Origin of the sequence: Arthrobacter sp. Helios (assembly GCF_023167125.1) — a bacterium.
Classification (GTDB): Bacteria; Actinomycetota; Actinomycetes; order Actinomycetales; family Micrococcaceae; genus Arthrobacter_B; species Arthrobacter_B luteolus.
The window spans coordinates 2751696-2777740 of record NZ_CP095402.1; the positions used below are offsets into that span (position 1 = coordinate 2751696).

At 65.8% G+C, this 26045-nt stretch carries 23 protein-coding genes; 10 read left to right on the forward strand and 13 right to left on the reverse strand.

Annotated elements, in window-relative coordinates:
- Window positions 1–30 precede the first annotated feature (30 nt).
- The 3 genes from ArtHe_RS12465 to aceE all read left to right on the forward strand — a co-directional run bounded on the left by ArtHe_RS12465 (window position 31) and on the right by aceE (window position 5068).
- The gene (locus ArtHe_RS12465; RefSeq protein ID WP_248317228.1) at window positions 31–1146 is read left to right on the forward strand and encodes an aromatic ring-hydroxylating dioxygenase subunit alpha; all 1116 of its coding nucleotides are present in this window, start codon (window positions 31–33) and stop codon (window positions 1144–1146) included.
- A 4-nt stretch (window positions 1147–1150) separates the two neighbouring features.
- Complete coding sequence (locus tag ArtHe_RS12470; RefSeq protein ID WP_248317229.1) at window positions 1151–2164, forward strand: PDR/VanB family oxidoreductase; 1014 nt, start codon at window positions 1151–1153, stop codon at window positions 2162–2164.
- Between the two features lie 162 nt (window positions 2165–2326).
- Window positions 2327–5068, forward strand: a complete 2742-nt coding sequence (aceE, locus tag ArtHe_RS12475; protein ID WP_248317230.1) for a pyruvate dehydrogenase (acetyl-transferring), homodimeric type — start codon at window positions 2327–2329, stop codon at window positions 5066–5068.
- Window positions 5069–5147: 79 nt separating this feature from the next.
- Here aceE and ArtHe_RS12480 read toward each other — a convergent pair whose 3' ends face one another.
- The gene (locus ArtHe_RS12480; RefSeq protein WP_066296818.1) at window positions 5148–5909 is read right to left on the reverse strand and encodes an IclR family transcriptional regulator; all 762 of its coding nucleotides are present in this window, start codon (window positions 5907–5909) and stop codon (window positions 5148–5150) included.
- A 358-nt stretch (window positions 5910–6267) separates the two neighbouring features.
- On the opposite strand from ArtHe_RS12480, the gene ArtHe_RS12485 reads away from it, so the two are divergent.
- From ArtHe_RS12485 to allB, 4 genes are read left to right on the forward strand one after another with little or no spacing between them, the layout of a single operon-like run.
- Window positions 6268–7602, forward strand: coding sequence for an aldolase (locus ArtHe_RS12485; RefSeq protein WP_248317231.1), 1335 nt, complete (start codon window positions 6268–6270; stop codon window positions 7600–7602).
- Complete coding sequence (locus tag ArtHe_RS12490; protein WP_066296824.1) at window positions 7599–8414, forward strand: bifunctional allantoicase/(S)-ureidoglycine aminohydrolase; 816 nt, start codon at window positions 7599–7601, stop codon at window positions 8412–8414. The genes ArtHe_RS12485 and ArtHe_RS12490 overlap by 4 nt, the downstream gene beginning before the upstream one ends.
- Window positions 8411–9280, forward strand: coding sequence for a TIM barrel protein (locus ArtHe_RS12495; protein ID WP_248317232.1), 870 nt, complete (start codon window positions 8411–8413; stop codon window positions 9278–9280). The genes ArtHe_RS12490 and ArtHe_RS12495 overlap by 4 nt, the downstream gene beginning before the upstream one ends.
- On the forward strand, window positions 9277–10614 hold the full coding sequence (gene allB / locus ArtHe_RS12500; protein WP_248317233.1) for an allantoinase AllB: 1338 nt from the start codon (window positions 9277–9279) through the stop codon (window positions 10612–10614). The genes ArtHe_RS12495 and allB overlap by 4 nt, the downstream gene beginning before the upstream one ends.
- A 31-nt stretch (window positions 10615–10645) precedes the next feature.
- Here allB and ArtHe_RS12505 read toward each other — a convergent pair whose 3' ends face one another.
- The 6 genes from ArtHe_RS12505 to ArtHe_RS12530 form a co-directional block, all read right to left on the reverse strand.
- Entirely contained in the window at window positions 10646–11410 is a 765-nt protein-coding gene (locus ArtHe_RS12505; RefSeq protein WP_248317234.1) for an MgtC/SapB family protein, read from the reverse strand.
- A gap of 17 nt (window positions 11411–11427) precedes the next feature.
- Window positions 11428–12291, reverse strand: coding sequence for an HAD-IIA family hydrolase (locus tag ArtHe_RS12510; RefSeq protein ID WP_248317235.1), 864 nt, complete (start codon window positions 12289–12291; stop codon window positions 11428–11430).
- On the reverse strand, window positions 12288–13202 hold the full coding sequence (locus ArtHe_RS12515; RefSeq protein ID WP_248317236.1) for a carbohydrate ABC transporter permease: 915 nt from the start codon (window positions 13200–13202) through the stop codon (window positions 12288–12290). The genes ArtHe_RS12510 and ArtHe_RS12515 overlap by 4 nt, the downstream gene beginning before the upstream one ends.
- Window positions 13199–14122 (reverse strand): sugar ABC transporter permease, encoded by a 924-nt coding sequence (locus ArtHe_RS12520; protein ID WP_248317237.1) that lies wholly within the window; start codon window positions 14120–14122, stop codon window positions 13199–13201. The genes ArtHe_RS12515 and ArtHe_RS12520 overlap by 4 nt, the downstream gene beginning before the upstream one ends.
- 3 nt (window positions 14123–14125) lie before the next feature.
- A complete protein-coding gene (locus ArtHe_RS12525; protein ID WP_248317238.1) occupies window positions 14126–15460 on the reverse strand; it encodes an ABC transporter substrate-binding protein in 1335 nt (444 codons plus the stop codon).
- A 70-nt stretch (window positions 15461–15530) separates the two neighbouring features.
- Window positions 15531–16640, reverse strand: a complete 1110-nt coding sequence (locus ArtHe_RS12530) for an ABC transporter ATP-binding protein (RefSeq protein ID WP_248317239.1) — start codon at window positions 16638–16640, stop codon at window positions 15531–15533.
- A gap of 182 nt (window positions 16641–16822) precedes the next feature.
- On the opposite strand from ArtHe_RS12530, the gene ArtHe_RS12535 reads away from it, so the two are divergent.
- Window positions 16823–17818, forward strand: a complete 996-nt coding sequence (locus ArtHe_RS12535) for a LacI family DNA-binding transcriptional regulator (protein WP_248317240.1) — start codon at window positions 16823–16825, stop codon at window positions 17816–17818.
- 1 nt (window position 17819) lies between these two features.
- Here ArtHe_RS12535 and ArtHe_RS12540 read toward each other — a convergent pair whose 3' ends face one another.
- Window positions 17820–19448, reverse strand: a complete 1629-nt coding sequence (locus ArtHe_RS12540; RefSeq protein WP_248317241.1) for a TIGR03767 family metallophosphoesterase — start codon at window positions 19446–19448, stop codon at window positions 17820–17822.
- Window positions 19449–19679: 231 nt separating this feature from the next.
- Here ArtHe_RS12540 and ArtHe_RS12545 point away from each other — a divergent pair, with 231 nt between their 5' ends.
- On the forward strand, window positions 19680–20915 hold the full coding sequence (locus ArtHe_RS12545) for a glycerophosphodiester phosphodiesterase family protein (RefSeq protein WP_248317242.1): 1236 nt from the start codon (window positions 19680–19682) through the stop codon (window positions 20913–20915).
- Between the two features lie 44 nt (window positions 20916–20959).
- Here the strand turns inward: ArtHe_RS12545 and ArtHe_RS12550 are convergent, their stop codons facing one another.
- Window positions 20960–21484, reverse strand: coding sequence for a metallophosphoesterase (locus ArtHe_RS12550; protein ID WP_248317243.1), 525 nt, complete (start codon window positions 21482–21484; stop codon window positions 20960–20962).
- A gap of 170 nt (window positions 21485–21654) precedes the next feature.
- Here ArtHe_RS12550 and ArtHe_RS12555 point away from each other — a divergent pair, with 170 nt between their 5' ends.
- Window positions 21655–22167 (forward strand): N-acetyltransferase, encoded by a 513-nt coding sequence (locus tag ArtHe_RS12555; RefSeq protein WP_248317244.1) that lies wholly within the window; start codon window positions 21655–21657, stop codon window positions 22165–22167.
- A 52-nt stretch (window positions 22168–22219) separates the two neighbouring features.
- Here ArtHe_RS12555 and ArtHe_RS12560 read toward each other — a convergent pair whose 3' ends face one another.
- The 4 genes from ArtHe_RS12560 to ArtHe_RS12575 all read right to left on the reverse strand — a co-directional run bounded on the left by ArtHe_RS12560 (window position 22220) and on the right by ArtHe_RS12575 (window position 25949).
- A complete protein-coding gene (locus ArtHe_RS12560) occupies window positions 22220–23089 on the reverse strand; it encodes a hypothetical protein (RefSeq protein ID WP_248317245.1) in 870 nt (289 codons plus the stop codon).
- On the reverse strand, window positions 23086–23652 hold the full coding sequence (locus ArtHe_RS12565) for a sigma-70 family RNA polymerase sigma factor (protein WP_248317246.1): 567 nt from the start codon (window positions 23650–23652) through the stop codon (window positions 23086–23088). The genes ArtHe_RS12560 and ArtHe_RS12565 overlap by 4 nt, the downstream gene beginning before the upstream one ends.
- 90 nt (window positions 23653–23742) lie before the next feature.
- A complete protein-coding gene (bcp, locus tag ArtHe_RS12570; RefSeq protein ID WP_248317247.1) occupies window positions 23743–24216 on the reverse strand; it encodes a thioredoxin-dependent thiol peroxidase in 474 nt (157 codons plus the stop codon).
- A 92-nt stretch (window positions 24217–24308) separates the two neighbouring features.
- On the reverse strand, window positions 24309–25949 hold the full coding sequence (locus ArtHe_RS12575) for a thiamine pyrophosphate-binding protein (protein WP_248317248.1): 1641 nt from the start codon (window positions 25947–25949) through the stop codon (window positions 24309–24311).
- Window positions 25950–26045: the final 96 nt, after the last annotated feature.

Sequence of the window (26045 nt, forward strand, 5' to 3'; positions counted from 1 at the left end):
CCGAGGATGATGCCGCGAGGAAGGAAAGCCATGACCGCCGTCTCCACCACCAGTTCCACCACCAATAAGGTGCTGGGCTATCCGCTCAATGCCTGGTACGTGGCAGCCTGGGACCACGAGGTGACCCGCAAGCCGATGGCCCGGCGCATCGCCGACCGCCCACTGGCGCTCTACCGGACGGAGGACGGCAAGGCCGTAGCCCTCGCGGATGCCTGCTGGCACCGCCTGGCGCCGCTGTCCATGGGTAAAACCATGGGCCGGGACGGCATTCAGTGCCCGTACCACGGGATCGTCTACAACTCCGCGGGACGCTGCGTTTCGATGCCCGCCCAGGAAACAATCAACCCCAGCGCCACGGTACCGTCCTTCCCTGTCGTTGAGCGCTACCGCTATGTGTGGGTCTGGCTCGGCGACCCCACGCTCGCCGATCCGGACCTTGTCCCGGACATGCACCAGCTGTCCTCGCCCGAGTGGGCCGGCGACGGGCAGACCATCTTCGCCCCGTGCAACTACCAGCTGGTGCTCGATAACCTGATGGACCTCACCCATGAGGAGTTCGTCCATTCCTCCTCGATCGGCCAGGAGGAACTCAGCGAATCCGAATTTGTCGTTTCACATGACGATGACACGGTGACGGTCTCGCGCTGGATCCTGAACATCGATCCGCCGCCCTTCTGGCTGAAGAACATGCGGGACAAGTTCCCCGATTTCGAGGGCAAGGTGGACCGCTGGCAGATCATCACCTTCCGCGCGCCGTCGACCATCAATATTGACGTCGGTGTCGCCAAAGCCGGCACCGGCGCTCCGGAGGGTGACCGCAGCCAGGGAGTGAACGGCTTCGTGATGAACACCATTTCTCCGGAAACCGCCAAGACCTGCCACTATTTCTGGGCCTTTATGCGCAATTACCGGCTGGACAGCCAGCTCATCACCACCCAGCTGCGGGACGGCGTCCACGGGGTCTTCGGCGAGGATGAGGAGATGCTCTCCGCCCAGCAGGCCGCGATCGACGCCAACCCGGACTACGAGTTCTACAACCTGAACATCGATGCCGGCGGCATGTGGGTCCGGCGGCTGATCGAGCGCCGCCTGGCCGCCGAGGGCCGCCTGCCTTCAGCGGACACCCCCGCTCCGGCGGAACGCTAAGGCCATGGCAGCTACGAACACCGAGGTTTGGCAGCGCGCCGTCGTTACCGAAACCCGTGACGCAGCGGACGGGATCCGCCGCGTGGTCCTTGCCCCGTCCCTGCCCCGCCGGGCGGAGCCGGGTTCCCATATTGACCTGATGGTCACCATCGACGGAGAGCGCCAGCGGCGCTCCTATTCGGTGGTGGAGTCCGGCGACGACGGCGCGTCCCTGGCCATCTCTGTCTTCCGCACCCCCACCTCCCGGGGAGGTTCCGTGTTTATGCACGGGCTCGTCCCGGGAGATGAACTTGAAATCACCCAGCCGCTGCAGAATTTTCCGCTGCGGGTCGGGGCGCCAAGCTATCTCCTGCTGGCCGGCGGCGTCGGCATCACGGCCATCCTGAACATGGCTCGGACCCTGAGAAACGTGAAGGCGGACTACCGCCTGGTCTACGCCGGACGCCAACGCAGTGCCATGGCCTACCTCGCGGAACTGCAGGCCGAGCACGGCGACGCGCTGCAGGTCCATGTCGACTCCGAGGGCACAGCACTCTCCGTGCCGGACCTGGTTGGGGGTATCGGGGACGGCACGGAACTCTACATGTGCGGGCCCATCCGGCTGATGGACGCGGTGCGCCGCAGCTGGCGGGAACGGGAACTGGATCCCTCCAGCCTCCGGTACGAAACCTTCGGCAACTCGGGCTGGTACGACCCCGAAGAATTCATTGTCCGGGTGCCGCGGCTGGGCCTGGAAACCCGGGTGGGGCAGGGCCGGTCCATGCTGGAGGCTCTCGAGGAAGCCGGCGCGGACATGATGTTCGACTGCCGGAAAGGCGAGTGCGGGCTGTGCGAGGTCCGGATCCTGGGTCTCGACGGCGCAGTGGACCACCGGGACGTTTTCTACAGCGAACGCCAGCAGCGGGCCCGGGAGAAGATGTGCTGCTGCGTCTCCCGCGCAGTGACAGCGCCGACGGGGAAGCACGGGGATGCAGACCCGCGCCGGGGCCCCGCCGTCGTTACCATCGACCTCTCCTGAGCAGCTGTGAGAACCCTTACGATGTTCGCAATAATGGTTAGCCGAAGCGGCACGAAATCTCGCTGTCGTATAGATTGAAATGAGCATTCCGCATAACGGAATGGTCGGTGAGTCACCGAATTACCTTGAGGGGACCCCGCCCTCAACTGAGAGGCTGCATATATGAGCGTCAGTGAAGACCGAACGGATATCCTCAGCGGGCTGACAAGCCAGCTGCCGGACCGTGACCCGGAAGAAACTGCAGAATGGATTGAATCCCTGGATGAGCTGATCCGCTCGCAGGGTACGGAGCGGGCGCAGTTCATCATGCGTTCCCTGCTCCAGCGGGCAGGCTCCCGCTCCGTCGGCGTCCCCATGGTGACCACCACCGACTACGTCAACACCATCCCGGTGGACCAGGAACCCGAGTTCCCCGGCGATGAGGAAGTTGAACGCCGCTACCGTGCCTGGCTGCGCTGGAACGCTGCGATCATGGTCCACCGCGCCCAGCGCCCCGGCATCGGCGTCGGCGGCCACATCTCCACCTACGCCGGAGCCGCGACCCTGTACGAAGTGGGCATGAACCACTTCTTCCGCGGCAAGGACCACCCCGGCGGCGGCGACCAGGTCTACTTCCAGGGCCACGCCTCCCCCGGCGTCTACGCCCGGGCCTTCCTCGAAGGCCGGCTGTCCGAAGAGGACATGGACGGGTTCCGGCAGGAGAAGTCCCGCGAGGGACACGCCCTGTCCTCCTACCCGCACCCGCGGAACATGCCCGATTTCTGGGAATTCCCCACCGTGTCCATGGGCATCGGCCCGATGAACGCGATCTACCAGGCGCAGTCCAACCGCTACCTGCAGAACCGCGGGCTCAAGGACACCTCCGACCAGCATGTCTGGGCGTTCCTGGGCGACGGCGAAATGGACGAGCCGGAATCGCGCGGCCTGCTCCAGCTCGCGGCGAATGACAAGCTCGATAACCTCACGTTCGTGGTGAACTGCAACCTGCAGCGCCTGGACGGTCCGGTGCGCGGCAACGGCAAGATCATGCAGGAACTCGAAGCGTTCTTCCGCGGTGCCGGCTGGAATGTCATCAAGGTTGTCTGGGGCCGGGAGTGGGACTCCCTGCTGGAGAAGGACAACGACGGCGCGCTGGTGGACATCATGAACTCCACCCTCGACGGCGATTACCAGACGTACAAGGCCGAGTCCGGCGGGTTCGTGCGGGAGCACTTCTTCGGCAAGACCCCGCAGACCAAGGACATGGTCGCTGACCTCTCGGACCAGGACATCTGGAACCTCAAGCGCGGCGGGCACGATTACCGCAAGGTCTACGCCGCGTACAAGGCTGCCACCGAGTTCAAGGGCAAGCCCACGGTGATCCTGGCGCACACGGTCAAGGGCTACGGCCTGGGCACGCATTTCGAGGGCCGTAACGCGACGCACCAGATGAAGAAGCTGACCCTGGATGACCTCAAGGCCTTCCGGGACCACCTGCGGATCCCGATCAGCGATGAGCAGCTCGAAGCCGATCCGTACCAGCCCCCGTACTTCCACCCCGGTGCTGATTCCCCCGAGATCAAGTACCTGCTCGAGCGCCGCCGCGAGCTCGGCGGCAACGTCCCCGAACGCCGTGAGCAGCACGCCCCGGTGAAGCTGCCGGATGCCTCCGCCTACGAGGTAGCCAACCGCGGCTCCGGCAAGCAGATGGCGGCCACCACCATGGCCTTCGTCCGGCTGCTCAAGGACCTGATGCGGGACAAGGAATTCGGCAAGCGCATTGTGCCGATCATTCCCGATGAGGCCCGGACCTTCGGCATGGACTCCTTCTTCCCCACCGCGAAGATCTACAACCCCAAGGGACAGAACTACCTCTCCGTGGACCGGGACCTCGTCCTGGCCTACAAGGAGTCCCCGCAGGGCCAGATTGTGCACGTGGGCATCAACGAAGCCGGTTCCATCGCGGCGTTCACCGCTGCCGGCAGTGCGTACGCCACCCACGGTGAACCGCTTATTCCGGTCTACGTGTTCTACTCGATGTTCGGCTTCCAGCGCACCGGCGACGCCATCTGGGCAGCAGCTGACCAGATGGCCCGCGGCTTCCTGATCTCCGCGACCGCAGGCCGCACTACCCTGACCGGTGAGGGCCTGCAGCACGCCGACGGCCACTCTCCGATCCTGGCCTCCACCAACCCCGCGGTGAAGACCTACGATCCGGCCTACGGCTACGAGATCGGGCACATCATGCGCCACGGCCTCGAAGAGATGTATGGACCGGATTCCAAGGATCCGAACCTGATTTACAACATCATGGTCTACAACGAGCCGATCCTTCAGCCCAAGGCACCGGAGAACCTGGACGTGGAAGGTGTCATCAAGGGCATCTACCGGGTTTCAGCTTCCGAGGCGCAGGGCCCCAAGGCCCAGCTTCTGGCCTCCGGTGTGGCTGTTCCCTGGGCCGTGGAAGCCCAGAAGCTGCTCGCCGAGGACTGGGGAGTTTCCGCCGATGTCTGGTCCGTGACCTCCTGGAACGAGCTGCGCCGGGACGGCCTGGCCGCCGAGGAAGAAGCCTTCCTCAACCCGGATGCCGAGCCGCGCGTGCCGTTCGTGACCCAGCAGCTCGCCGGCGCTGAAGGGCCGATCGTGGCATCGACCGATTACATGAAGGCTGTTCCGGACCAGATCCGGCAGTTCGTGCCGAACGAGTTTGCGACCCTGGGTGCCGATGACTTCGGTTTTGCCGACACCCGTGCCGCGGCCCGCCGGTACTTCAAGATCGACAGCCACTCCATGGTGGTCCGCACCCTGCAGCTGCTCGCAGCCCGCGGCGATGTGGATGCCGAGGCTCCCCGCCTGGCCATGAAGAAGTACGATCTGCTGAACGTCAATGCAGGCACCAGCGGCAACACCGGCGGCGACGCCTAGCATTACCTGTAAACGAGAGAAGGGCCGGACACCGCGAGGCGTCCGGCCCTTCTGCCGTAGGTGCCCTGCTGTGAAAATCTCAGCGGGCCGCAGCCAGGTCCTCGGAAATGGTCCGCGCTGCAGCTTTGAGCAGCGGCACCGCCCGCCGCCCGAAGGCGTCGTCCACGCGGGAGATGGGTCCGGAGACGGAGACGGCCGTCGGAGTAGGCGCACCGGGAACGGCCACGGCGAAGCAGCGGACGCCCAGTTCCTGCTCCTCTTCATCGATCGAGAAGCCGCGGCTGCGGATGGCGGCCAGGTCCGCGAGGAGCTCCTCAATGGTGCCCAGGCTCGCCGGTGTAGCCGGGGGAAGCCCCGAGCGGGCAGCGATTCCGCGGACCTGATCGTCCGGCAGCTGGGCCAGGATGGCCTTTCCGACGCCGGTGGCATGGCTGTGCGCCCGGCGTCCGACTTCCGTGAAAGTGCGCATGGAATGCCTGGACGGCGCCTGGGCAATGTAGAGGACCCGGTCTGAATCCAGGACCGCCATGTTTGCGGTCTCGCCGAGCTCATCCACCAACTGTTTAAGGACCGGTGTCGCCAGGGCACCGAGCTGCTTGCTTGCTCCCTCGCCGAGCCGGATCAGGCGTGGTCCCAGGGCGTAGCGGCGGTTGGGCAGCTGCCGGGCATACCCCAGTCCCACCAGCGTGCGCAGCAGCCGGTGGATGGTGGGAAGCGGCAGTTCGGCACTTCCCGCCAGTTCACTGAGCGTCGCCGATCCCCCGGCGTCGGTAATGAGTTCCAACAACTCGAAAACACGCTCGACGGATTGGACGCCGCTTCCGGCAGTTCGCTCGGCCATCAATTGGCCCTCCCGCAGTAGTTCAACAGTGGAATATCGCTGGAATATCGCATCGCGGAAGCCTGCTTCCGGTATCCACACCGTAGCGCCACCCGGGATCGGATGGCCAGCCTTTTAGGACTGAATCGGAGAATTGGGCTCAACCCTTGCCATTCCACATTGCAAACAATAATATCCATAATACGGAATACAAGCGGTGCCGGATGTGATACCGGAAGTGATACTGCCAGGAAATCATCTGGCGGCGGGAAGGGAACGATATGAAGGTTGAGCATACCCGCATCTCCCCCGCTGCCGATTCCGCCACGCACATCGGCGCAGCCCTGGAGGCTACCGCCAATCAGGAGGAACCGGCAGCATGAGCCAGCCCAAAACAGGAACCCGGTCAGCTTTCCAAGCTGAGGACTACACCCGGATCGCCGAGTCGCTGCGGTCCACGGATGAGCTGCTGGCTGCCGGTTACCCCGGGGACGACGGATCCCGCCAGCCGGTACACACGGTCTACGTCCCCGCGGACACGTTCACGCCGGATCTGGGCGCCGAATGGGGCCGGCTGGCACTGGCAGCGGCAGCAGCCCAGGGCGGGCTGGAGCACCTGGCCGAACGCCTTGGCCTGGATAACCCGGCGACCCTCGCCGCGCTGGTGGCAGCCAAACTTTCCGCAGAACCGATCGAAGACCTGCGCCTCGATTTCGAGGACGGTTACGGCGCCCGTCCGGACGCCGAAGAGGACGCTCACGCCATCGCAGCCGGCCGGAACATCGCCCAGGCTATCGCAGCCGGAACCACTCCCCCTTTTATCGGAATCCGGTTCAAATCCCTCGAAGCAGCCACGCGGGACCGCGGGCTGCGGACCCTGGACCTCTTTCTTTCCTCCCTGTTGGAAGGCGCCGCTGCCGGTTCCAGCCCGCACGCTTCCGCCCTGCCGGGCCCGGTCCTGCCGGACGGCTTGATCCTCACTCTGCCTAAGGTCAGCACCGTGGCGCAGGTCGAGGCCATGGCGTATGCCTGCGGCCGGTTGGAGGAAGCCCACGGACTGCCGGGCGGACGCCTGCGCTTTGAGGTCCAGATGGAAACCCCGCAGCTGATCCTGGGCGCGGACGGCACGGTTCCGGTGGCCCAGCTGCTTCATGCCGGCGGCGGCCGCGTCAGCGCCCTGCACTATGGCACGTATGACTACAGTGCGGCCCTCGGCATCGCCGCTGCGCACCAGTCCATGGAGCACCCAGCGGCGGACTATGCCAAGGCCGTAATGCTGGTGGCCGCTGCGGGCACCGGTGTACGTCTCTCCGATGGTTCCACGAACGTCCTTCCGATCGGTGACCCGGAAAACATCCACCGCGCCTGGGCGCTGCACGCGAGGCTGGTTGCCCGGTCCTTGGCGTCCGGCTACTACCAGGGCTGGGACCTGCACGCTGCGCAGCTGCCCACCCGGTTCCTGGCCACCTACGGCTTCTACCGAAGCGGCTTCGATGCGGCCGCCCTGCGCTTAAAGAACTATGTGCACAAGCTCGAGAGCACCATCCTCGATGAGCCCGCGACCGCCCGGGCCCTGGCCCGGTTCATCCACCGCGGGCTAGCCTGCGGCGCCCTCACCGAAGCCGAAGTCACGGATGCCGCCGGAGTCACCCCAGAGGAGCTGGCCCGGCTTGCCCACCCCCAGGCCCCCAACAGAAGCGGAAGCAATCAGTGAACCCCAGGTACTACTCGCCCGAAGCGGGGCTGCCGCCCCAGACCGCCCTGCTCTCAGACCGCGCAGTGGTGACCGAGGCGTACACCGTGATTCCCCGCGGTGTGCTGCGGGACATCGTCACGAGCGTCCTGCCGGACTGGAGCGGCACCCGCGCCTGGATCCTGAACCGGCCGGTCGCCGGAGGAGCCACAACATTCGCGCAGTACCTGATGGAGGTGGCTCCCGGCGGCGGATCCCGGAATCCGGAACCGCAGTCCACGGTGGAGTCCTTCGTGTTTGTGCTCGACGGCGGTTCCCTGGCCGTGACCATCGACGGCGAACGGCATGAGCTCGCTCCCGGGGGCTTCGCCTATCTGCCTCCGGCTATTGTCTGGGAAGCCGCCAACAACGGCACCGAGCCTGCCCGCTTCCAGTGGATCCGGAAGGCCTACGAACCGTTGGCCGGGCACCTGCCGAAGGTCGTCGTCGGCCATGAAAGTGACATTGAGCCGGCGGGCATGGCCGGTACGGACAACAAGTGGCGGACCACCCGGATGCTGCCTGTGGACGATCTGGCCTATGACATGCACATCAATGTGGTCACGTTCGAGCCCGGAGCCTCCATTCCCTTCGCCGAAACGCATGTGATGGAACACGGCCTGTACGTCCTGGAGGGGAAGGCCGTCTACCGCCTGAACGAGGACTGGGTGGAGGTCCAGGAGGGGGACTACATGTCCCTGCGGGCCTTCTGTCCGCAGGCCTGTTATGCCGGAGGTCCGTCCAACTTCAGATACCTGCTGTACAAGGACGTCAACCGCCAGATCCTGCTGTGACCAGCCAGCCTGCAGCTCCGGCGGCTTCCCCTGTTCCAGCGGAAGACGGCTGGAGCGTGAACTGCTCGATCCTGCTGACTGATCTGCCTCTGCTGGAGCGGCCTGCCGCCGCGGCGGAAGCCGGTTTTGGGGCGGTGGAGTTCTGGTGGCCGTTCGATTCGGCGGTACCGGATGATGTGGCAGTGGATGCCTTCCTGCGGTCCATCTCAGATGCCGGGGTGAAGCTGACCGCGCTTAATTTCTATGCCGGAGACATGTCCGCGGGCGAGCGCGGGGTGCTGTCTTCGCCGTCGCGCACCAAGGAATTCCGGGCCAGTCTGGATACCGCCGTGGGCATCGCGCGTCTGACCGGCTGCACTGGATTCAACGCGCTCTACGGGATCCGCCAGACCGGCATTTCCGAGGCTGAACAGGATTCCACGGCCGTGGAAAACCTGATGATAGCGGCCGACGCCGTTGCCCACCTGGGCGGAACGGTGCTGGTGGAACCGCTCAGCGGGATTCCGGACTATCCGCTGCGGACAGCGGCGGACGCCTTCGCCGTCGTCGACCGGGTGCGGGAGGGTGGTATGCCGAACATCGCGCTCCTAGCCGACTTCTATCATCTGGCGGTCAACGGTGAGGACGTTCCGGCGCTGATCGCCGAACATGCCACCGCCTTCGGCCATATCCAGGTTGCCGATGCCCCGGGACGCGGCGTGCCCGGAACCGGCGGACTGCCGATCGCCCGCTGGATCCTTGCCGCCCGGATGGCCGGCTATACCGGCCACATCGGACTCGAATACCAAAGTCCCAGTGCGGAGGCCTTTGCCTGGCTGCAGCTGCCTGCCTCCGACTGGACCGATTTAAAGGAGCACATCGCATGACTGATTCCGATTTTGACCTGGTTCTGCGTGGGAATCGGGTTTACGCCGGCGCCGGAACGGGAGCCTGGGAAGTGGGGGTCCGCGGCGGCAGTGTTGCCGCCGTCGTGCCCCTGGGCACCGGCCTGACCGGGGACCGCGTAGTTGAACTCGCCGACGACGAGGCACTGATCCCGGGTCTGGTGGACTCGCACGTCCACGTCAACGAGCCCGGCCGCACAGAGTGGGAGGGTTTCGCCTCAGCCACCCGTGCGGCTGCTGCCGGCGGCGTCACGACGATTATCGATATGCCCCTGAACTCGATCCCGCCGACTGTGTCCGTGGAGGCCCTCGAGGTTAAGCAGCAAGCTGCTGCGGGCCAGGCGTTTGTGGACGTCGGGTTCTGGGGTGGAGCGGTGCCCGGCAACACCGGAGACCTTCGCCCGCTGCATGAGGCCGGAGTTTTTGGCTTCAAGTGCTTTCTGCTGCATTCGGGGGTTGATGAGTTTCCTCAGCTGGAGCCGGAGGAGATGGAAAAGGACCTGGCCGAGCTGGCCTCCTTTGATTCGCTGCTGATTGTTCATGCCGAGGATTCGCAGGTGATTGCTGACGCACCGGAGCCCACGGGTCCGGAATACGCCGGCTTCCTGGCATCGCGGCCGCGATCAGCGGAGAACAAAGCCATTGCCCAGGTGATTGATGCTGCCCGGCGGACCCGGGGGCGGGCACACATCCTGCACCTCTCCTCTGCCGATGCGCTGCCGCTGATTTCTGCTGCCAAACGGGAAGGGATCCGGCTGACGGTGGAGACCTGCCCGCACTATCTGACACTGCTGGCGGAGGAAATCCCCGACGGAGCGACGGCGTTCAAGTGCTGCCCGCCGATCCGGGAAGCCTCCAACCGCGAGCTTCTCTGGCAGGGACTGCAGGACGGGACGATCGACTTCATCGTTTCGGACCACTCCCCCAGCACCCTGGACCTGAAGGACCTGGAAAACGGCGACTTCGGCGTCGCCTGGGGCGGGGTCTCTTCCCTGCAGCTGGGACTGTCCCTGATCTGGACCGAGGCCCGCCGCCGGGGGATCCCCCTGGAAACGGTGCTGGACTGGATGTCCCGCCGGCCTGCCGAACTGGCCGGGCTGGGGCAGAAGGGCCGGCTGGAGGTGGGTGCGGACGCTGACTTCTCCGTGTTCGCTCCCGAGGACACGTTTGTGGTCGAAACAGCCAAGCTGCACCACAAAAACCCCATCACTCCGTACGCGGGCAAGGAACTGACCGGATCCGTCCGGCGGACCTTCCTGCGGGGCGCTGAAGTGGCTGGGGTCGAGCCGACCGGCAGGCTGCTGCGGCAGGGGTGACCGGTTCGGGGTGGGGGCTGGACTAATCAACTCAACGCCGGGTGCGCAGCAGCCGGCGCCGCGGCCCAGCGGCGTCGTCGTCCTCGAGCACGCTGTCTTCGTCGACGTCGTCCCGCAGGGAAATCCGCCGGACGCCTGGCAGTTCGCTGAGCTGAGTCAACAGCTCGCGCAGCGGAGGTTTGCCGCGAAAGCGCATCTCGACGGCGACCTGCGCGGCTTCATCGTCGTCGGCACCGATCTGCCGCGTATCCAAAATGGAGGAGTCGAACCCCATCCCCGTGGCTGTGGCAAGGATGTCCCGGAGCACACCCCTGCCGTCCTGGTACCGGATGCGGACGGTCCGCTTGCCGTCCGGCGTGGGCAGCAGCCGGGTCAGCGGCGCCAGAACACCGACGGCAACGAAGTGCAGCATGGTCGCTACGATCGCCAGCGGAACCATGCCTGCCCCGCAGGCCATCCCAATGGCTGCGGACATCCAAACAGTTGCCGCTGTGGTCAGGCCGCGGACGACGTCGCGGTTCACGAAGATCACCCCGGCCCCCAGGAAGCCGATACCGGAAACGATCTGGGCCGCGATCCGGGAGGGATCAAGGGTCACATCATCCCCCAGCACGGTGGAGAAACCGAAGGCGGAAACCAGGGTAAAGATGGCCGACCCCGTGCCAACGAGCGCGTGGGTGCGCAGACCGGCGCTCTTTTGCCGAATCTGCCGCTCCAGTCCGATCAGGCAGGAAAGCCCGAAGGCGCAGGATGCGAGCACTACTTCGGTAAGGAACGTGTCCGTGAAGAATTCCATGTCGCTTCCAATCCCTGTCAGGATGCAGGCTGATTCCACGAGCTGAGCAGAGCGGGCAGCTCGCGGACAGAAGGCAGGACGGCAGTTGCCGCACCGCTATCCGCTGCGTCTGGGCCGCTGATTCCGGTCTGCACCAGGACCGTGCGGATACCCGCAACCCGGCCCAGTTCGATGTCGGTTTCCAGCCGGTCGCCGATCAACAGGACGTCACCGGCGCTCAGGCCCAGCCGCTCCAGTGCCGCGTCGGCCATGATCCGGGAGGGCTTTCCGATGATGGTGTCGACCTGTCTGCCAGCGGTTGCCTCCAAGGCGGCGGTAATTCCGCCGCAGTCCGGAATCAGGCCGCCGTTTTCGACCGGACAGGTGGTGTCCGGATTCGTGGCCGCGAAGACCGCGCCGCGCCGCAGCGCCTGAAAAGCGGTATTCCACTTCCGGTAGCTGAAGGTCCGGTCAAAAGCTGCCAGTACGACGCCGGCTTCCCCGGACGCCGTGACCCGGACACCGGCTGTTTCCAGCTCCCGAATCAGCGATTCTTCCCCAACCACAAAGACTGATTCGCCCGGATGGGTTCGCAGCAGCCACTGGGCAGCCACTCCACCGCTGGTCAGCACTTCCGATGCGTCCACGGGAATCCCCATCCCGGTGAGGCGGCGGGCATAGTCATGGGCTGTGGACGTGGGATTGTTCGAGGCGAAGAGGCACCGGATCCCCGCCGTCCGGAGGGACTCTACTGTCTCGCGCGCGCCGGGGATGGGTTCCCCACCACGGTAGATGGTCCCGTCCAGGTCAAAAATCACCCCGCGGACCGGACCGGAGCCGGCGCCTTCGGCCCCCGGTTCCACCGGAACCTGGAAGTCAACTGCGGCGGCTCCGTTCGTCACCGGATCCCCGCCCGCATGAAGCTCTGGACGAACTGCCGCTGGAAGATCAGGAAGGCGATCAGCAGCGGGGCGACCACCAGGATGGTGGCCGCAGACAGGAGGGTCCAGTCGATACCGGATTCCGTGCCGTTGTAGACCATGAGGCCGACGGTCAGCGGCCGGGCCTCGACACTGTTGGTGATGATGAGAGGCCACAGGAAGTTGTTCCAGTGGGTGCTGACGGACACCAGGCCCCAAGCCACCAGGGTGGGCTTGGCCAGCGGGACGTAGACTTTCCAGAGCCTGCCCCAGCGGGAGCAGCCTTCAATCTCGGCGGCCTCATCCAGCTCGATGGGAATGCTCTTGAATGTCTGCCGCAGCAGGAAGATCCCAAAACCGCTGGCAATATAGGGAAGCCCGATGCCGGTGATGCTGTCCACCAGGCCCAGCTGGGCCATCGTGGAGTAGTTTTCCGAGATGAGGATGTCCGGCGTGATCATCAGCTGCACCAGGACCAGTGCGAAGGCAATGTTCTTGCCCCGGAACTCAAAGCGGGCAAAAGCGTAGGCCGCCAGCACCCCGAGCAGGATCTGCCCGGCCAGGATCCCACAGACCAGCAGGATGGTGTTGAGGTAGTACCGGTCGAAAGGCGCACCGTTCCAGACCGTCACGAAGTTCTCAAACGTCAGCGGCGCGGTGAGGTCGAAGCTCGTGGCGCTGTCCCGGGCGTGGACCGATGCCCACAGCGCGTACACCAGGGGCAGCAGCCATAAGACCCCCAGCAGCCAAGCGCCAGCGGTTTCCAGCGTGCGGCTCATCGAGAACGGACGACGGCGGGGTGCCGGCGGGACTGCCGTGGACCCGGCGGCTGGAGCAGTAGATCCGGCTGCCGGGAGGGTGGGACCGGCCGCGGGGGCGGTGGAATGGCTCACTGGTAATGCACCCGCTTTCCGAGGAAGGTGAACTGCAGGACGGCGAAGGCACCTAGGATCAGCACCAGCGCCACAGTCAGGGCCCCTGCATACGGCATGTCGAAGAAGCTGAAGGCCGTGTCGTAGATGTAGTAGAGCAGGAGGTTGGAGGAGTTATTCGGTCCGCCGCCGGTCATGATGAACAGGTGGTCGATGATCTTGAAGGCGTCGGTGACCGCTACGACGAACACGAACAGCGTGGTCGGCATCAGCAGTGGGAACGTGACCCGGCGGAAGTGGTACCAGCGGGAGGCTCCCTCAAGGCTTGAGGCCTCTTCCAGCTCGGGTGCCATGTTCTGCAGTCCGGCCAAATAGAAGATCATGAAGAAGCCCGCTTGCTTCCAGATCATCATCACGACCAGCGCCCACATCACGGTGTCCGGATTGCCCAGCCAGTTCTCCGCCGGGAGCCCGAAGAACTCGGCCAGCTTAGTCACCGGGCCGAGTCCGGGCGAGTAGAAGAACAGCCAGATGCTGGCCACTGCCACCATGGGCAAAATGGTCGGGGTGAAATAAGCCAGCCGGACAAAACCCTTGCCCTTGAGTTTGCCGTTCACCCAGACCGCCATGAGGATGGCGAGGGCCATGCTGGTGGGCACCACTCCGAGGGCGAAGAGCAGGTTGTTCTTGACCACCTGCCAGAACACGTCGTCGGCGATGAGCCGCTCGTAGTTGGCGAGGCTGATGTCGCCGCGCCGATCTTCGAAGCTGCGCAGGACGGCCCGGATGATCGGATAGTGGGTGAACGCCACGAGCACGATGAATGCCGGTGCCAGCATTGCCCAGGCAAAAGCCTGGTCCCCCAGCGGCTTGCGGGCCCGGGGCCGACGGCGGGGGGCGCCGTCGGCCTCTTTGGCGGCCTCTTCCAGGACCTGGGTCATTGGTTAGTCCCGGTAGGTTTCCAGGACGCCGTCAATCTGCTTCTGCAGCCCGCGCATTCCGGCTTCCGGTTCCTGCTGTCCGGTCAGCACGGAGGCGATGGCGTCATTGACCATCTGCACGACCCTGCCGTTCTCATGCGTGGATAGTTCGATCACCGCGTTGTCCAGCTGTTCGCGGGCCACCTCAGCCTGCGGGAACTCGGCGGTGTAGTCCTTCATCTCCGGGGTCTCCCAGGCTTCGGCCCCGGTGGCGACGTACCCGGTTTCGATGCTCCACTTGGAGGTGCGCTCGGGCTGGGTGAGGCAGTCCGCGATCGTGAGAGCTGCTTCGCGCTGGGCGTCGTCAGCCTGTTCGAAGACATACAGGTTGCCGCCGCCGGTGGGGGAACCGGGCTGTTCGTGGGCCGGGAGCTGGCTGACGCCGAACTCGAAGCCGGCGTTGGTGCGCACGTTCGTGAGATTGCCCGTCGTCGTCCACATCATCGCGGTGCGGCCCTGCAGGAAGTCCTCCGGGGTCGAGGCCCATTCGGTGGTTCCCGACGGCATCAGCCCTTCGTCGGCGAGCTGCTTCCAGTACTCCATCGCCTCAATGGCGGCGGGGTCGTCGAAGCGGGTCTGGGCGCCGGAGCCATCAGTGATTTCGGTGCCTGCCTGCACCGCCAGGGCTTGGAACATCCAGTAACCGAACTGGGTGGAGGGGATTTCGATGCCGTACTCGGCCGCGCCGGAATCCTTGATGGTCTTGGCCGCCGCGGTGAGTTCTTCCCAGGTGGCCGGCGGGGCCTCGGGATCCAGCCCGGCCTGCGCGAAGAGGTCCTTGTTGTGGTACTGGACAATCGTCGAGCGCTGGAATGGAATGCTCCAGAGGGTGCCCTCGGCATCCTTGCCGCTCTTCAGGAACGGTTCGTAGAACCGGTCTTCGGCCCAGCCGAGGTCATCCGAGATGTCGTTCAGGGGGACGATGAGGTTCTGGTCCTGAAGGGTAAACAGCTCCGTGGTGAGCAGCACCGCCAGGTCCGGACCGTCCCCGGAACGTGCCGCCGTCTGCGCCTTGGTCATGGTGTCGGCGTAGCTGCCGGCATAAACCGCTTCCACAGCGATGCCGGGGTTGGCATCTTCGCATTCGCCGATCAGGCCGTCCACAACTGAGGTCAGCGGGCCGCCGACCGCAACCGGGTAGTACATGGTGATGGCGACATCGCCGTCGGCATTGGTGCTGCCGCTGCCCGCGCCGCAGGCGGTGAGCATCAGGGAGCCGACTGCCAGCACGGACAGGGCTTTGGCTGCGGAAGTGAACGTACGGCGGGTGGGACGCGGCATCTCAGGATGGGTGGACATAATCGGGCCTCTCTGCTCGATTAGACGGAAAGGAAAGGTGGGGCCGGCGGAAGGCCGGCGGCCGAAGGGGTCAGGCGGAGGCAGGCTGCGGAACTGCCGCTACCCGCTGGCGTGATTCGGCGTCGAAGAACCGCAGGCTCTCCGGATCGGTTTTCAGCAGCACCTGCTCGCCTTCGCTGGCGCGGACGATGCCGGGGAGCCTGGCGATCAGTGAATGTCCGGCCGCCAGGCCCACCGTGAGCAGGGTTTCCGCACCCAGCATTTCCGTGGCCTTGACCGTCCCGGAGATGGTCGCATCCCCGGACTCGTGCGTGATAGCCAGGTTTTCCGGGCGGATGCCCAGCAGCAAGTCATGTCCTGCGCCTGCCGGCAGGGCGGTCCGCCAGGGAACGCCGTCGCCGGGCAGGAGGATCTGGCCCGCGGTTCCCCGCGTGACCGGAAGGAGGTTCATGGGCGGAGAGCCGATGAAGGCAGCGACGTCCGCGTCGACGGGATTCACGTACAGTTCCTCCGGGGACGCGGCCTGCGCCACGTGGCCGTCCCGCATGGTCACCACGTGATCGGCCATGGTCATGGCCTCCACCTGGTCGTGCGTTACATAGAGCACCGTGAGTCCGAGTTCCTTTTGCAGGCTGCGGAGTTCAATCCGCATCTGCTGGCGCAGTTTGGCGTCAAGGTTGGAGAGCGGCTCGTCCATCAGGACAACCTTGGCGTCACTGACCAGGGCCCGGGCAAGTGCCGCGCGCTGGCGCTGGCCGCCGGAGAGCTGGCTGGGCCGGCGGTCCAGGTACGGCACGAGGCCGACCTTTTCTGCAGCTTCCGTGGCCCGCTTTTCCCGTTCTGCCTTGGGCACCTTCCGGACCCGGAGGCCGAAGACGATGTTCTCCAGCACCGACAGATGCGGGTACAGCGCGTAGTTCTGGAAGACCATGGCGATGTGCCGCTTGGCGGCCGGTACATCGTTGACCCTGCGGCCATCGATCAGGACCTCACCTGCGGTTGCCTGTTCCAGGCCGGCGATGATGCGAAGTGAAGTCGACTTTCCACATCCGGACGGACCGAGCAGGACCACGAACTGCCCGGACGGTGCGACGATGTCCACCCCGTGCAATACGCGGGTAGTGCCGCCTTTGCCGTCCGTGAATGTCTTCTCCACGCCGCGGAGCTCAACATCGGACATTTATCCCCCACTCCGTCGTAGACAGGATCTAGCTCACATTTGGTAGTTGGGGAAAGCTAACTAAATCGTTTAAGGTTTGTCAACAGTTGGTTCTAGACTGAGACGGCCGGGAGGTTTCAGCCGGTGGACGGCCCTGCACTTCCGGGGGCCGCGCAGACACTGCAGGCAGCGAGGGGAATCGCATGAAAGGCCGTCCAAGCATCCGTGACGTCGCCCGGGAGGCCGGTGTCTCAGCGACCCTGGCCAGCTTCGCGCTTAACGACCGTGCGGGCGTCTCCGCGGCGACCCGGGAACGAATCCTCGAGGCGGCCGACCGCCTGGGGTACAGGGCCGACCCTTTCGCCCGGGCACTGCGCACGGGAACGGCCAATGCCTACGGCCTGATGATCCGGAATATGGCGAATCCGTTCTTCCTTGACGTGCTGCGCGGAGCGCAGGACGCCGCGACTGAGCAGGGCGCCACCATCCTGGCCGTGGACTCGGAGTACTCTCCGGAGCGCGAACGCGAGCACGTCGATCTACTGCTGGGACAGCGGGTGCGGGGCCTTGCCATCGCCCCCGTAGGACCTGGCGAGGCCGTGAGCCAGTGGCTCAGCGGAGCACCGGGACGCGCGACCGTGGTGATTAACGCCGTCCGGCCCCCGGATCTGCCGGTCACCTGCGTTTCCCCGGACAACAAGGCGGCCGTCCGCCTGGCCGTCGACCACTTGGCTGACCTCGGGCACCGCAGAATCAGCTTCCTGACCGCACCCGCGGGGCTGATGGCGGACAATGACCGGCTGGTGGCGTTTGAGCAGCGCTGCAGCGAACTGGGGATCGAACCGGACCCCATCCATACCCGCCTCAGCTTGGAGCACGTGCATTCCGCGGTATCGGAGCGGCTGGCCAAGGCCTCCAGGCCCACTGCCGTGATAACGAACTCCGATTTCACTGCCCACGCCGTGTACCGGGCCGCCCGGGAAGCGGGTATCGCCGTCGGGGAGGAATTGTCCGTCGTCGGGCACGATGACCTGCCGACCTCCGAACTGCTGGCTCCAGGCCTGACCACCATCCGGCTCGACCGGCTGGCCATTGGCCGCGCCATCTTCGCCCGGCTCGCGGACACTGAACTGGTGACCGACCATGTGGAGCCGGTGGAGCTCATCCGCCGGAGCTCCACCGGACCCGCACCCCGGTAGCTCAGCGGCGGCCGACCCGGGGATCCGACAGCAGCAGTTCCACGTTCCGGTCCGCCGGCTCCCCGTGCGCGTTGAAGCCGCCCACACCCATGGGATCGTTCGCAGCCAGTTCGCGGTGCCACGCAGCCAGGTCCTGGGTGCCGGCTGTCCCGTCCGGCCGGACCGGTGCCTCATGGTCCAGCGCCGTGGAGAGGATCGACAGCGTGCCGTCGTTATTGTCCACGATCTCCAGGAGCCGGACCTGGCAGGGCCAGTCCATCACCGAGGATGTGCTGATCTCCCAGAACCCGCCACTGCGGGACACCAGCGGGCGGACGGAGTTGCGGTGGATGTGCCCGCTGACCCAGGCGATCACATTCGGGAACCGGTGCAGAACGGCTGCCACCTCCTCGCCGAGTGCCCGGCCTCCGGCGTCTGCCGTGCCGGCCGGCACGGCGCGGTCATTCGTCATGCTGGTGCGGGGGTGGTGGGACGTGACAATGACCAGCCGCTCGTCGCCCCCGCCCGCTGCCTCCCGCCCGTCGGCGTCGGTGAAGCGCACATGCACCTCGGCAAGGCTCTTCTCCAGCCAGGCCAGCTGGCGGCGGTCGATGCTGCCCTCAAAGATGCCGGCGGGATTCGTGGTGTCCAGGACGATCACCCGGATTCCCGGCAGCCCGTCATAGGCGTAGTAGGCCGTTCCGTCCAGGAGGTTCCGCTCCGCCAGGCCGTGGCCGGAAGGACGGGCCGCGGGCTGGAAATGCGCTTCGATGAACTCTTCGCGGGTAACCGGCCTGCGCCCTTCGTCCGGAGTGACCTGGTGCGAGGGGCCGGACAGGGTCTGCATCGGGTGCTCCGTGAAGTCCGCTACCGGACCCGGGGGAAGGGCATGCACCTTTCGGTGCCCGGTCATCACGGCACCGAGCTGCGGCGTCAACGGTGCCCGCCCCTGCACCAGGCCGTCGTGGTTGCCGTAACAGGTAAGCCAGGGGACATCCAGGCCCGCGGCCATGAACGGTTCCAGCCCTGCCTTCAGCAGGCCGGGAACGTGCGGAAAGCCGTGCGCGCGGCCCCAGAGGTTTTCTGGGTCTTCCGGCGCCCACGCCCAGGGGAACCGGCCGTCCTGGACTCCTTCAAAGTCAGGTCCTCCCGAATCCATGCAGACCTCGCCGCCGTCGAGCAGGCTGAGGAAGGACTGCACCTCGTTCCACTGCATGTTGTCCACGTTGTCGCCGGTGGTGATCGCCAGCTGGAGCGGGGCGCCGGTGTCAGGGCTCTTCGCCACCTTGTTGAGCGCACGAACCAGCGCGTCCGTGGCGTGCGCGGCCAGCAGTTCCTGCGGGCGCATCATGGGCAGCAGCAGCGCCGTATCCGGGCGCCGCCCAAGCTGGTGCATGGCTTCCAACCGGGCGGGGGACTGGACGTCGGTGAGCTGGATGTCGGTGAGGTGAGCCAGATAGGCAATGCTCCGGCGCTCGCCGCTGCGGGATGCTTCGGCGGCCGGCGCATCCGGGGCCAGCTCAGACCGGGTCTGGTGCACTTCTCCCGGTCCGGCTTCGAGGGCGTAATACGGCTGTTCAGAGCCCTGGCGTACGGCCTCACCCCTGCGGATCGTCTGTTGCACCGTAGTGGGGGCAGCGGGCTCATGCACGATTCTGGTCTCCTTCTGGTTCAGCTGCCCGGCATCCTTGCCGGGCAGCTTACGGGTGCGGCGAACCGCCACAAGCTGAGCCGAGCGTACCTAAAACGATTAAGGCAGGCAATGGCGACGCCGGAGGGGAGCTCTTGACGGTCTTACTAAAACGATTCAGACTGTGTGGATTCAAGGGCTTTTCCAAGGGCGTGGGGGTGCAGTGACGCACCACCCGGCAAAGGAGCACCAATGAGGAACATCAGGAAACCAGCCACAGGTATTGCAGCTGCCTTCGGCATCTGTCTAACCGCCGCCCTCGCCGTGGGAGCCGCGGCCCCCGTCTACGGGGCTGAGAAAGCCGGGCCTCCCGGAAAGCAGGACCATCCCGCTATCGTCGGCCACCGCGGGAGCGCCGGCCTCTCCCCGGAAAACACCGTCGCGGGATTTGAGCAGGCCCGGAACCATGGAGCCGATCTGTTCGAGGTCGATGTGCAGCTGAGCAGCGACGGCGAGATCTTCCTCTTCCATGACGCCACCGGCACCCGCACCAGCAATGTGGCGGATGTCTTCCCCGAACGCGCCGGTGATCCGATTACGTCTTTCTCTGCGGCAGAACTCGACCAGCTCGACGCCGGTTCGTACTTCGGCGGCAGTTTTGCGGGTGAGCCGATTCCGGATCTTCGGGATGCCGCGCTGGTGACCAACCCGCGGACAGGAATCAACATCGAACTAAAGTCACCGGAGAACTCGCCAGGTGTCGAAGCGAAGCTGGCTGAGGCGCTGGGCGAAAAGCGGTACTGGCAGCGGCTGATTGCCCGAAACCAGATTGTGGTTAGTTCGTTCGATGAAACTTCGCTGCGGACCTTCCATGACCTGATGCCGCAGATTCCCGTCCTGCTGATTGGTGCGGTTCCCGACGACGCCGGGCTGGCTGCTCTGGCTGGGTGGGCAGACGGCCTGGTGACCAACTACCGTGTCCTGGACCCTGCCGACGTCGCCCGGGTACAGGCAGCGGGCCTGACCCTGGATGTCTACACAGTCAACAGCCTGGATGCCATGCTGCAGATGACCGCGCTGGGAGTCGACTCGATCATCACGGACTTCCCCGGCGTTCTCTCCGCCCTCCAGGCGGGGCGGAATCCGCTGCCCGATGCCAACGGCATCGAGGTTTCCACGGTGGTCGCCGATCCTCCGGGCAACGACGTCCAGCCGGAGAACGGCGAGTATGTTGTGCTGACCAACACCAGCAGCGTACCGGTGGACGTGAGCGGCTACGTGCTTCAGGACGCCGTCATCAACCGCCTCGCCGTGGGCAGCGGCTATGTGCTGAACCCGGGAGATGAGCTGCGGGTATACACCGGGCCGGGCACCAACACAGCGGGGCGGTACTACAACAACCGAACAACTGCCGTTCTGAACAACACCGGCGACAGTCTGGCCATCTTCACGCCCGGCGGCGCTTTCGTGGATCTCTACGCCTACTAGGTCAGCGGGAATCGGAGCGCCCGGCATTCGGTCCGGGCGCTCCGTCAGTTTGACGATCGAGACCGGGTCCGCAGCGGAAGCCGCCGCAGCTCGACGTCGACGTTTTGTCCCGAAATCTCCGCGGTCATGTAGGTACAGAACGGCTGGCGGCGGCGGTCCGTGGGTGAGCCCGGATTCAGCAGCCGCAGCCCGCCGGAGGAAGTACTGTCCCAGGGGATGTGGCTGTGGCCAAAGACCAGCAGATCGGTCTCCGGAAAGGCTTGTTCCATCCGGGCTTCCCGGCCTTTGGCCGCGCCGGTTTCATGCACGACGGCGAGACGCACCTGCTCGACCGTGGCCCGCGCAATCTCCGGCAGCCTGGCCCGCAGCGCCGGTCCGTCGTTGTTGCCCCAGCAGGCCAGCAGCGATTCGGAGCGCGCCTGCAGTTCATCGAGCAGTCCTTCGCTGACCCAGTCGCCGGCATGGACCACCAGGTCGGCGGCCTCGACGGCGTCCCAGACTTCCTGCGGCAGGGCCTTCGCCCGCAGCGGCAGATGGGTATCAGCCAGCAGCACCAGGCGCGTCGTCATCGGGGTCCCTTCATCCGGTTCCTACTTATTCTGGTGCGTCCCTCTGCACCCTCTCCCCCGAGGCTAGCCCGTGCCGCAGCTCCCGTGCGGTACGCCAAGCCTCCGCAGACCTCGGCGGGATACGGTATTTCAGGAAGCAACGCCGATTCAGAGCGCACAGGGAGAACCTCATGACCACCACCTGGACGGCCCGTCCCGAGATCCCAGCCGACACCGCTGCCGTCCGCACCGTCAACGAAGCAGCTTTCCCCACCTCGGCGGAAGCCGACCTGGTCGACGCCCTGCGCGCCGATCCCAATGCGTGGATCGACGGGCTCTCCTACGTAGCAGCTGCGCCGGACGGGACCGTGGTTGCCCACGCGCTGCTCACCCGCTGCCGGGTCGGCGGCAAACCCGCGCTTGCGCTGGCCCCCTGTGCGGTCCTCCCGGATTACCAGCAGCAGGGGGCCGGAGGCGCCGCAATCCGGGGAGCGCTGGATGCCGCCCGGGAACTGGGCGAGAACCTGGTGGTGGTCCTCGGTCATGCCGGGTATTACCCGCGGTTCGGGTTTACGCCGGCGTCCCGGCTGGGCATCGAAGCCCCGTTCGGGGTCCCGGACGAGGCCCTGATGGCCCTGCAGCTAAACCCCGGCGGGCCGCTCCCCTCCGGAGTGATCGAGTACCCGGCAGCCTTCGGGGTCTAGGTGCCGCAGTGAGTATGCAGCCTCGATGATGCTCTCGCTCATCCGTCCCGCCTCAGAGTCCCACCCGGACCGGAGCGGACGATCCGTCGGCGTAGGTCACCATCAATTCGACGCCTTCACCATCATGGTCAGTGTCGTAGTCCTGCAGCTCATCTCCGGGGAACCAGAGCACAAACTGCCCCTTGGAGACGCTCCCGATGACTTCTCCCTCGGCCTGGCTCAGGTAGGAAACGCCGACGACGTCGGAGCCTGCAGCACCGGCCACCATGGAGAGGCTGCCCGCAGGGGTCGTCCCCGTTCCCATCCCCATTGCCAGCAGACCGCGTGGATCCAAGGCAGCAGCTCCTAATGCTCTTCCGGAATATCCGAAAGCGCCGCCATAGAGCCACCCGTCAGTGACGCACATGGCCGAGAATCCGTCGTCGCCAGTCAGCATCACTGTGGTCCAGTCGCCGCGCCGCTCGGCAATGGCCACTTCAGGCTTTGCGGCTCCGGACGTCTCTCCGTGCCCCTCCCAGGACCGGCAGTCATCCCCGGCCTTCGCGCTGGCGGCCGGGGAGAGGGTCGTCGGAACAGCGGTCCAGGTGGCGTACGCCGGGTCGCCGCCGCTGAGAGCGGGAAGCGCGATCAGGCCTGCGGTGACTGCCGCAGCCGCACCGGCCAGTACACCGAGGCGGACTTTCCGGTGTACCTTCCGCGGGGGCAGTGGGTGGACGTTCTGCGCGTCCCCCGGTGCCGGAGCAGCAGCTGAGCCAGCCAGCAACGCCTGGCCAGCCGATCCAGCCGGATCAGCCGGATTAGCCGGATTAGCCGCAAGAATGCGCTCGAGGTCGGTGCGGGCCCGCGGGGAATCGCCGGAGGCAGCTGCGTCCGCCGGATCAAGGGTCCGCAGCAGCATGTCGGTCTGTTCGTCTCGAATCATGATGTTTGTGTCCTTCCAGAAACGGGCTGCGGCGCACCTGACGACGCCGGGAGGTGGTCGAGCAGGAGCCTCAGTGCCCGGCGGGCGCGGGTGAGCCGGATTCGGTAGGCGACCGGGGAAATCCCAAGAATGGCTGCGGCCTGCGGGCCGGTGAGGACTTCGAAAACGGTTAGGCCCAGTGCCTCCTGGTGCACTTCGGACAGGCGGCGCCAGGCCCGCGTCAGATCGATCCGGTTCGTCGCCAGATCGATGTCCACGCTGGAGGCAGGCACATCAAAAGCGTCGACGAGGCGCAGGCCGAGCGCTTCCCGGCGCTGCTCCCCGCGCCGGGTGTTCAGCAGGATGTTGCGGCTGATGCCGAAGATCCATGCCCGTGCGTCTCCTGCGGCAGAGGGAAGGTCATCCAGCCGGCGCCACACAACAAGGAAGGTGTCGGCAGCAATGTCCTCCGCCCGGTCGGGAGAGGTACGGCGCTGCACAAACCGGATCAGATCCGGATACACCGACGCGTACAGCGCCCTGAAGGTCTGCTCCCGGTCGGGAGGGCCTGAAAAGTAGGTCATACCCTGTACCTGTCCGGAAGCGGGTGCAGTGTTTCACGGCAGCACCAAGAATTGTCCGGCCCCCAGGAAAAGCAGCCGGAAACCGGATGGTCAGCCCTGCAGTGCAGCCAGCTCCCCGCGCAGCCGGGCCACGTGGCCGGAGGGACTCACACCGTATTCGGCCGTGAGAACCTTCCCATCCCGGTCCACGGTCACGGTGGAGCGGAGGATGCCCATGGACTTGTTGCCGCCGAAGTTCCGCTCCCCATAGGCACCATATGCCTGGACCACGGCAAGGTCCGGATCCGAAAGCAGCGGGAAAGTCAGCGCCTGATCCCGGATGAACTCCTGGATCGCCTCGGGACCGTCAGGCGAGATGCCGACGACGTCGTACCCGTCCTGCTGCAGCGCAGCCAGGTTGTCGCGGAAGTCGCAGGCCTCGGTGGTGCAGCCGGGCGTTCCGGCCTGCGGATAGAAGTAGACCACTACCCGGCGGCCGGCATAGTCCGAGAGGGACACCTGCTTGCCGCTGGCATCGGGAAGGGAGAAGGCGGGGGCGGTGTCGCCCGGGGAAAGCTGGGTCATGGCTGTCCTCAGAATGGATGGGTGTGGCGTCTGCTGCTGCCAGTCTAGGTACATCTCCAGACTGGGCGGCAGCAGACGCCGATCCCGAAACCCTATTCGTCGTCGAAGGTATGCGCGAGCACCCAGGACGGGAAGGAGCTGATCTTCGCGTCAATGACCAGCGGAGTGCTGCGGTCCCCGTCGAGCCAGCCCTGCACACCGGCCAGGTCAGCCTCGTTCCGGACCGTGACTCCGGTGCAGCCGAAACCGCGGGCGATGGCTGCGATGTCGGTGTCCGGGAACTCCACGATGTCCAGCTGGTCGGTCTCGTGCACAAAGTGGTGTACCTCGGCTCCGTACGCGTTGTCGTTGTAGACCACCACGATCATCGGCAGCTTCAGCCGGACTGCGGTGTCCAGCTCGGCTAGGCTCATCATAAAACCGCCGTCGCCCACCCCTGCGATGGCAATCCGGTCCGGATTGGCAATTCCGGCGCCAATCGCGGAGGACAGCGCCAGCCCGATCGACTGGAAGGCCAGCGGCAGGCAGTAGGCGCGGGCGTCCGGAACCTGGAAGAACATGGCCGGGTAGCCGTTGAAGTTACCGCCGTCGGTCACCACCACGCGTTCCATCGGCACCAGGTCATTCAGCGCGATGGTCAGGGTGCGCGGATCGATCGTGTCCGCGGAGTCGATCGGGCCGAAGTCCACGTTGACCCATTCGCTGCCGGACTTGATCTGCTCCAGCACCGCGTCGCTGCGGTATCCGGCCGAAGCCGCACCCCGCGAAGCCAGCTCGCCGGTCACGGCCTGCGCCACCAGCGCAGAGTCGCCCAGGACACCGAACTCGACGGGACGGTGGAAGCCGATCGCCTCCGGACTCAGGTCCACCTGCACTACCCGGCTGCCGGCCAGCAGCGAGCCGCTGCGCGAGGTCCAGCGGTTGAGGCTGGCACCAAAAGCCACCACGACGTCGGCGCCCTGGATCAGTTCGGCGGTCACCGGTGTGGAGAAGCCGCCCATCACGTCCAGATACCAGGCGTTGCCCGCGAAAATGCCGCGCCCGACGGCGGAAGTCGTCAGCAGCGCGCCGGTCTGCTCTGCCAGTGCCTCGATTTCGGCGCGGGCGGCCAGGGCTCCGCGGCCGGCCACCAGCACGGGACGCTCGGCCGAAGCGAGCAGGTCCGCCAGCTGCTGAACGCTTTCGGGTGAGGGGCCGGGAACCAGGGTGGGTGCGACCGCCGGGACGTCCGCCAGGGAGAACTCGAGTTCCTCCTCCTGCACGTCCAGGGCAATGCTCAGCAGGACGGTGCGCCGTTCGTCGCGGGCCAGCCGGAAGGCGCGGACGACGTCGGCGACGGCGGTTTCGGCTGAGTGGACGCGCTCGGCGACTGCACCGACGGACTCGGCCGCGGCGTCCTGGTCGATCCAGAAGTTCGAGGTCTTCTGGGTGGGCGGTGTGTCGCCGGAGAGCACGATCACCGGGGTGCGGCTCTTGGCAGCTTCACCGATGCCGGTCATGGCGTTGGTCAGGCCGCAGCCCTGGTGCACGCTGACCACGGAGACTTCTCCCGTGGCACGTGAGTATGCATCCGCCATACAGGCCGCCCCCATCTCATGCCGGGTGGCGGTGAAGCTGGCGCCGCCGTTGACCAGGGCGTTGGTGAAGTGGAAGTTTCCGCTGCCGGTCACTCCGAATACCTGCCGCACGCCCAGTTCTGCCAGGGTTCGTCCTACTGCTTCAGCTACCTTCATGGGTTTTCCTTCATTCGCTCTGTGTCCTGCGTCTCACTAGCGAGTGTAGGAGGGTGCTGAACATAAAACGACTGAATTTTATGACTAGATACTATA

Bases quoted from the DNA above. Each gene is read 5' to 3' on its own strand.
- ArtHe_RS12520 (WP_248317237.1), bottom strand. From the start codon at position 14,122: ATGACCCAGGTCCTGGAAGAGGCCGCCAAAGAGGCCGACGGCGCCCCC.
- ArtHe_RS12545 (WP_248317242.1), top strand. From the start codon at position 19,680: ATGAGGAACATCAGGAAACCAGCCACAGGTATTGCAGCTGCCTTCGGC.
- ArtHe_RS12555 (WP_248317244.1), top strand. From the start codon at position 21,655: ATGACCACCACCTGGACGGCCCGTCCCGAGATCCCAGCCGACACCGCT.
- ArtHe_RS12560 (WP_248317245.1), bottom strand. From the start codon at position 23,089: ATGATTCGAGACGAACAGACCGACATGCTGCTGCGGACCCTTGATCCG.
- ArtHe_RS12470 (WP_248317229.1), top strand. From the start codon at position 1,151: ATGGCAGCTACGAACACCGAGGTTTGGCAGCGCGCCGTCGTTACCGAA.
- ArtHe_RS12575 (WP_248317248.1), bottom strand. From the start codon at position 25,949: ATGAAGGTAGCTGAAGCAGTAGGACGAACCCTGGCAGAACTGGGCGTG.
- ArtHe_RS12525 (WP_248317238.1), bottom strand. From the start codon at position 15,460: ATGTCCACCCATCCTGAGATGCCGCGTCCCACCCGCCGTACGTTCACT.
- ArtHe_RS12485 (WP_248317231.1), top strand. From the start codon at position 6,268: ATGAGCCAGCCCAAAACAGGAACCCGGTCAGCTTTCCAAGCTGAGGAC.
- ArtHe_RS12480 (WP_066296818.1), bottom strand. From the start codon at position 5,909: ATGGCCGAGCGAACTGCCGGAAGCGGCGTCCAATCCGTCGAGCGTGTT.
- ArtHe_RS12565 (WP_248317246.1), bottom strand. From the start codon at position 23,652: ATGACCTACTTTTCAGGCCCTCCCGACCGGGAGCAGACCTTCAGGGCG.
- ArtHe_RS12465 (WP_248317228.1), top strand. From the start codon at position 31: ATGACCGCCGTCTCCACCACCAGTTCCACCACCAATAAGGTGCTGGGC.
- ArtHe_RS12530 (WP_248317239.1), bottom strand. From the start codon at position 16,640: ATGTCCGATGTTGAGCTCCGCGGCGTGGAGAAGACATTCACGGACGGC.
- ArtHe_RS12505 (WP_248317234.1), bottom strand. From the start codon at position 11,410: ATGGAATTCTTCACGGACACGTTCCTTACCGAAGTAGTGCTCGCATCC.
- ArtHe_RS12535 (WP_248317240.1), top strand. From the start codon at position 16,823: ATGAAAGGCCGTCCAAGCATCCGTGACGTCGCCCGGGAGGCCGGTGTC.
- allB (WP_248317233.1), top strand. From the start codon at position 9,277: ATGACTGATTCCGATTTTGACCTGGTTCTGCGTGGGAATCGGGTTTAC.
- aceE (WP_248317230.1), top strand. From the start codon at position 2,327: ATGAGCGTCAGTGAAGACCGAACGGATATCCTCAGCGGGCTGACAAGC.
- bcp (WP_248317247.1), bottom strand. From the start codon at position 24,216: ATGACCCAGCTTTCCCCGGGCGACACCGCCCCCGCCTTCTCCCTTCCC.
- ArtHe_RS12550 (WP_248317243.1), bottom strand. From the start codon at position 21,484: ATGACGACGCGCCTGGTGCTGCTGGCTGATACCCATCTGCCGCTGCGG.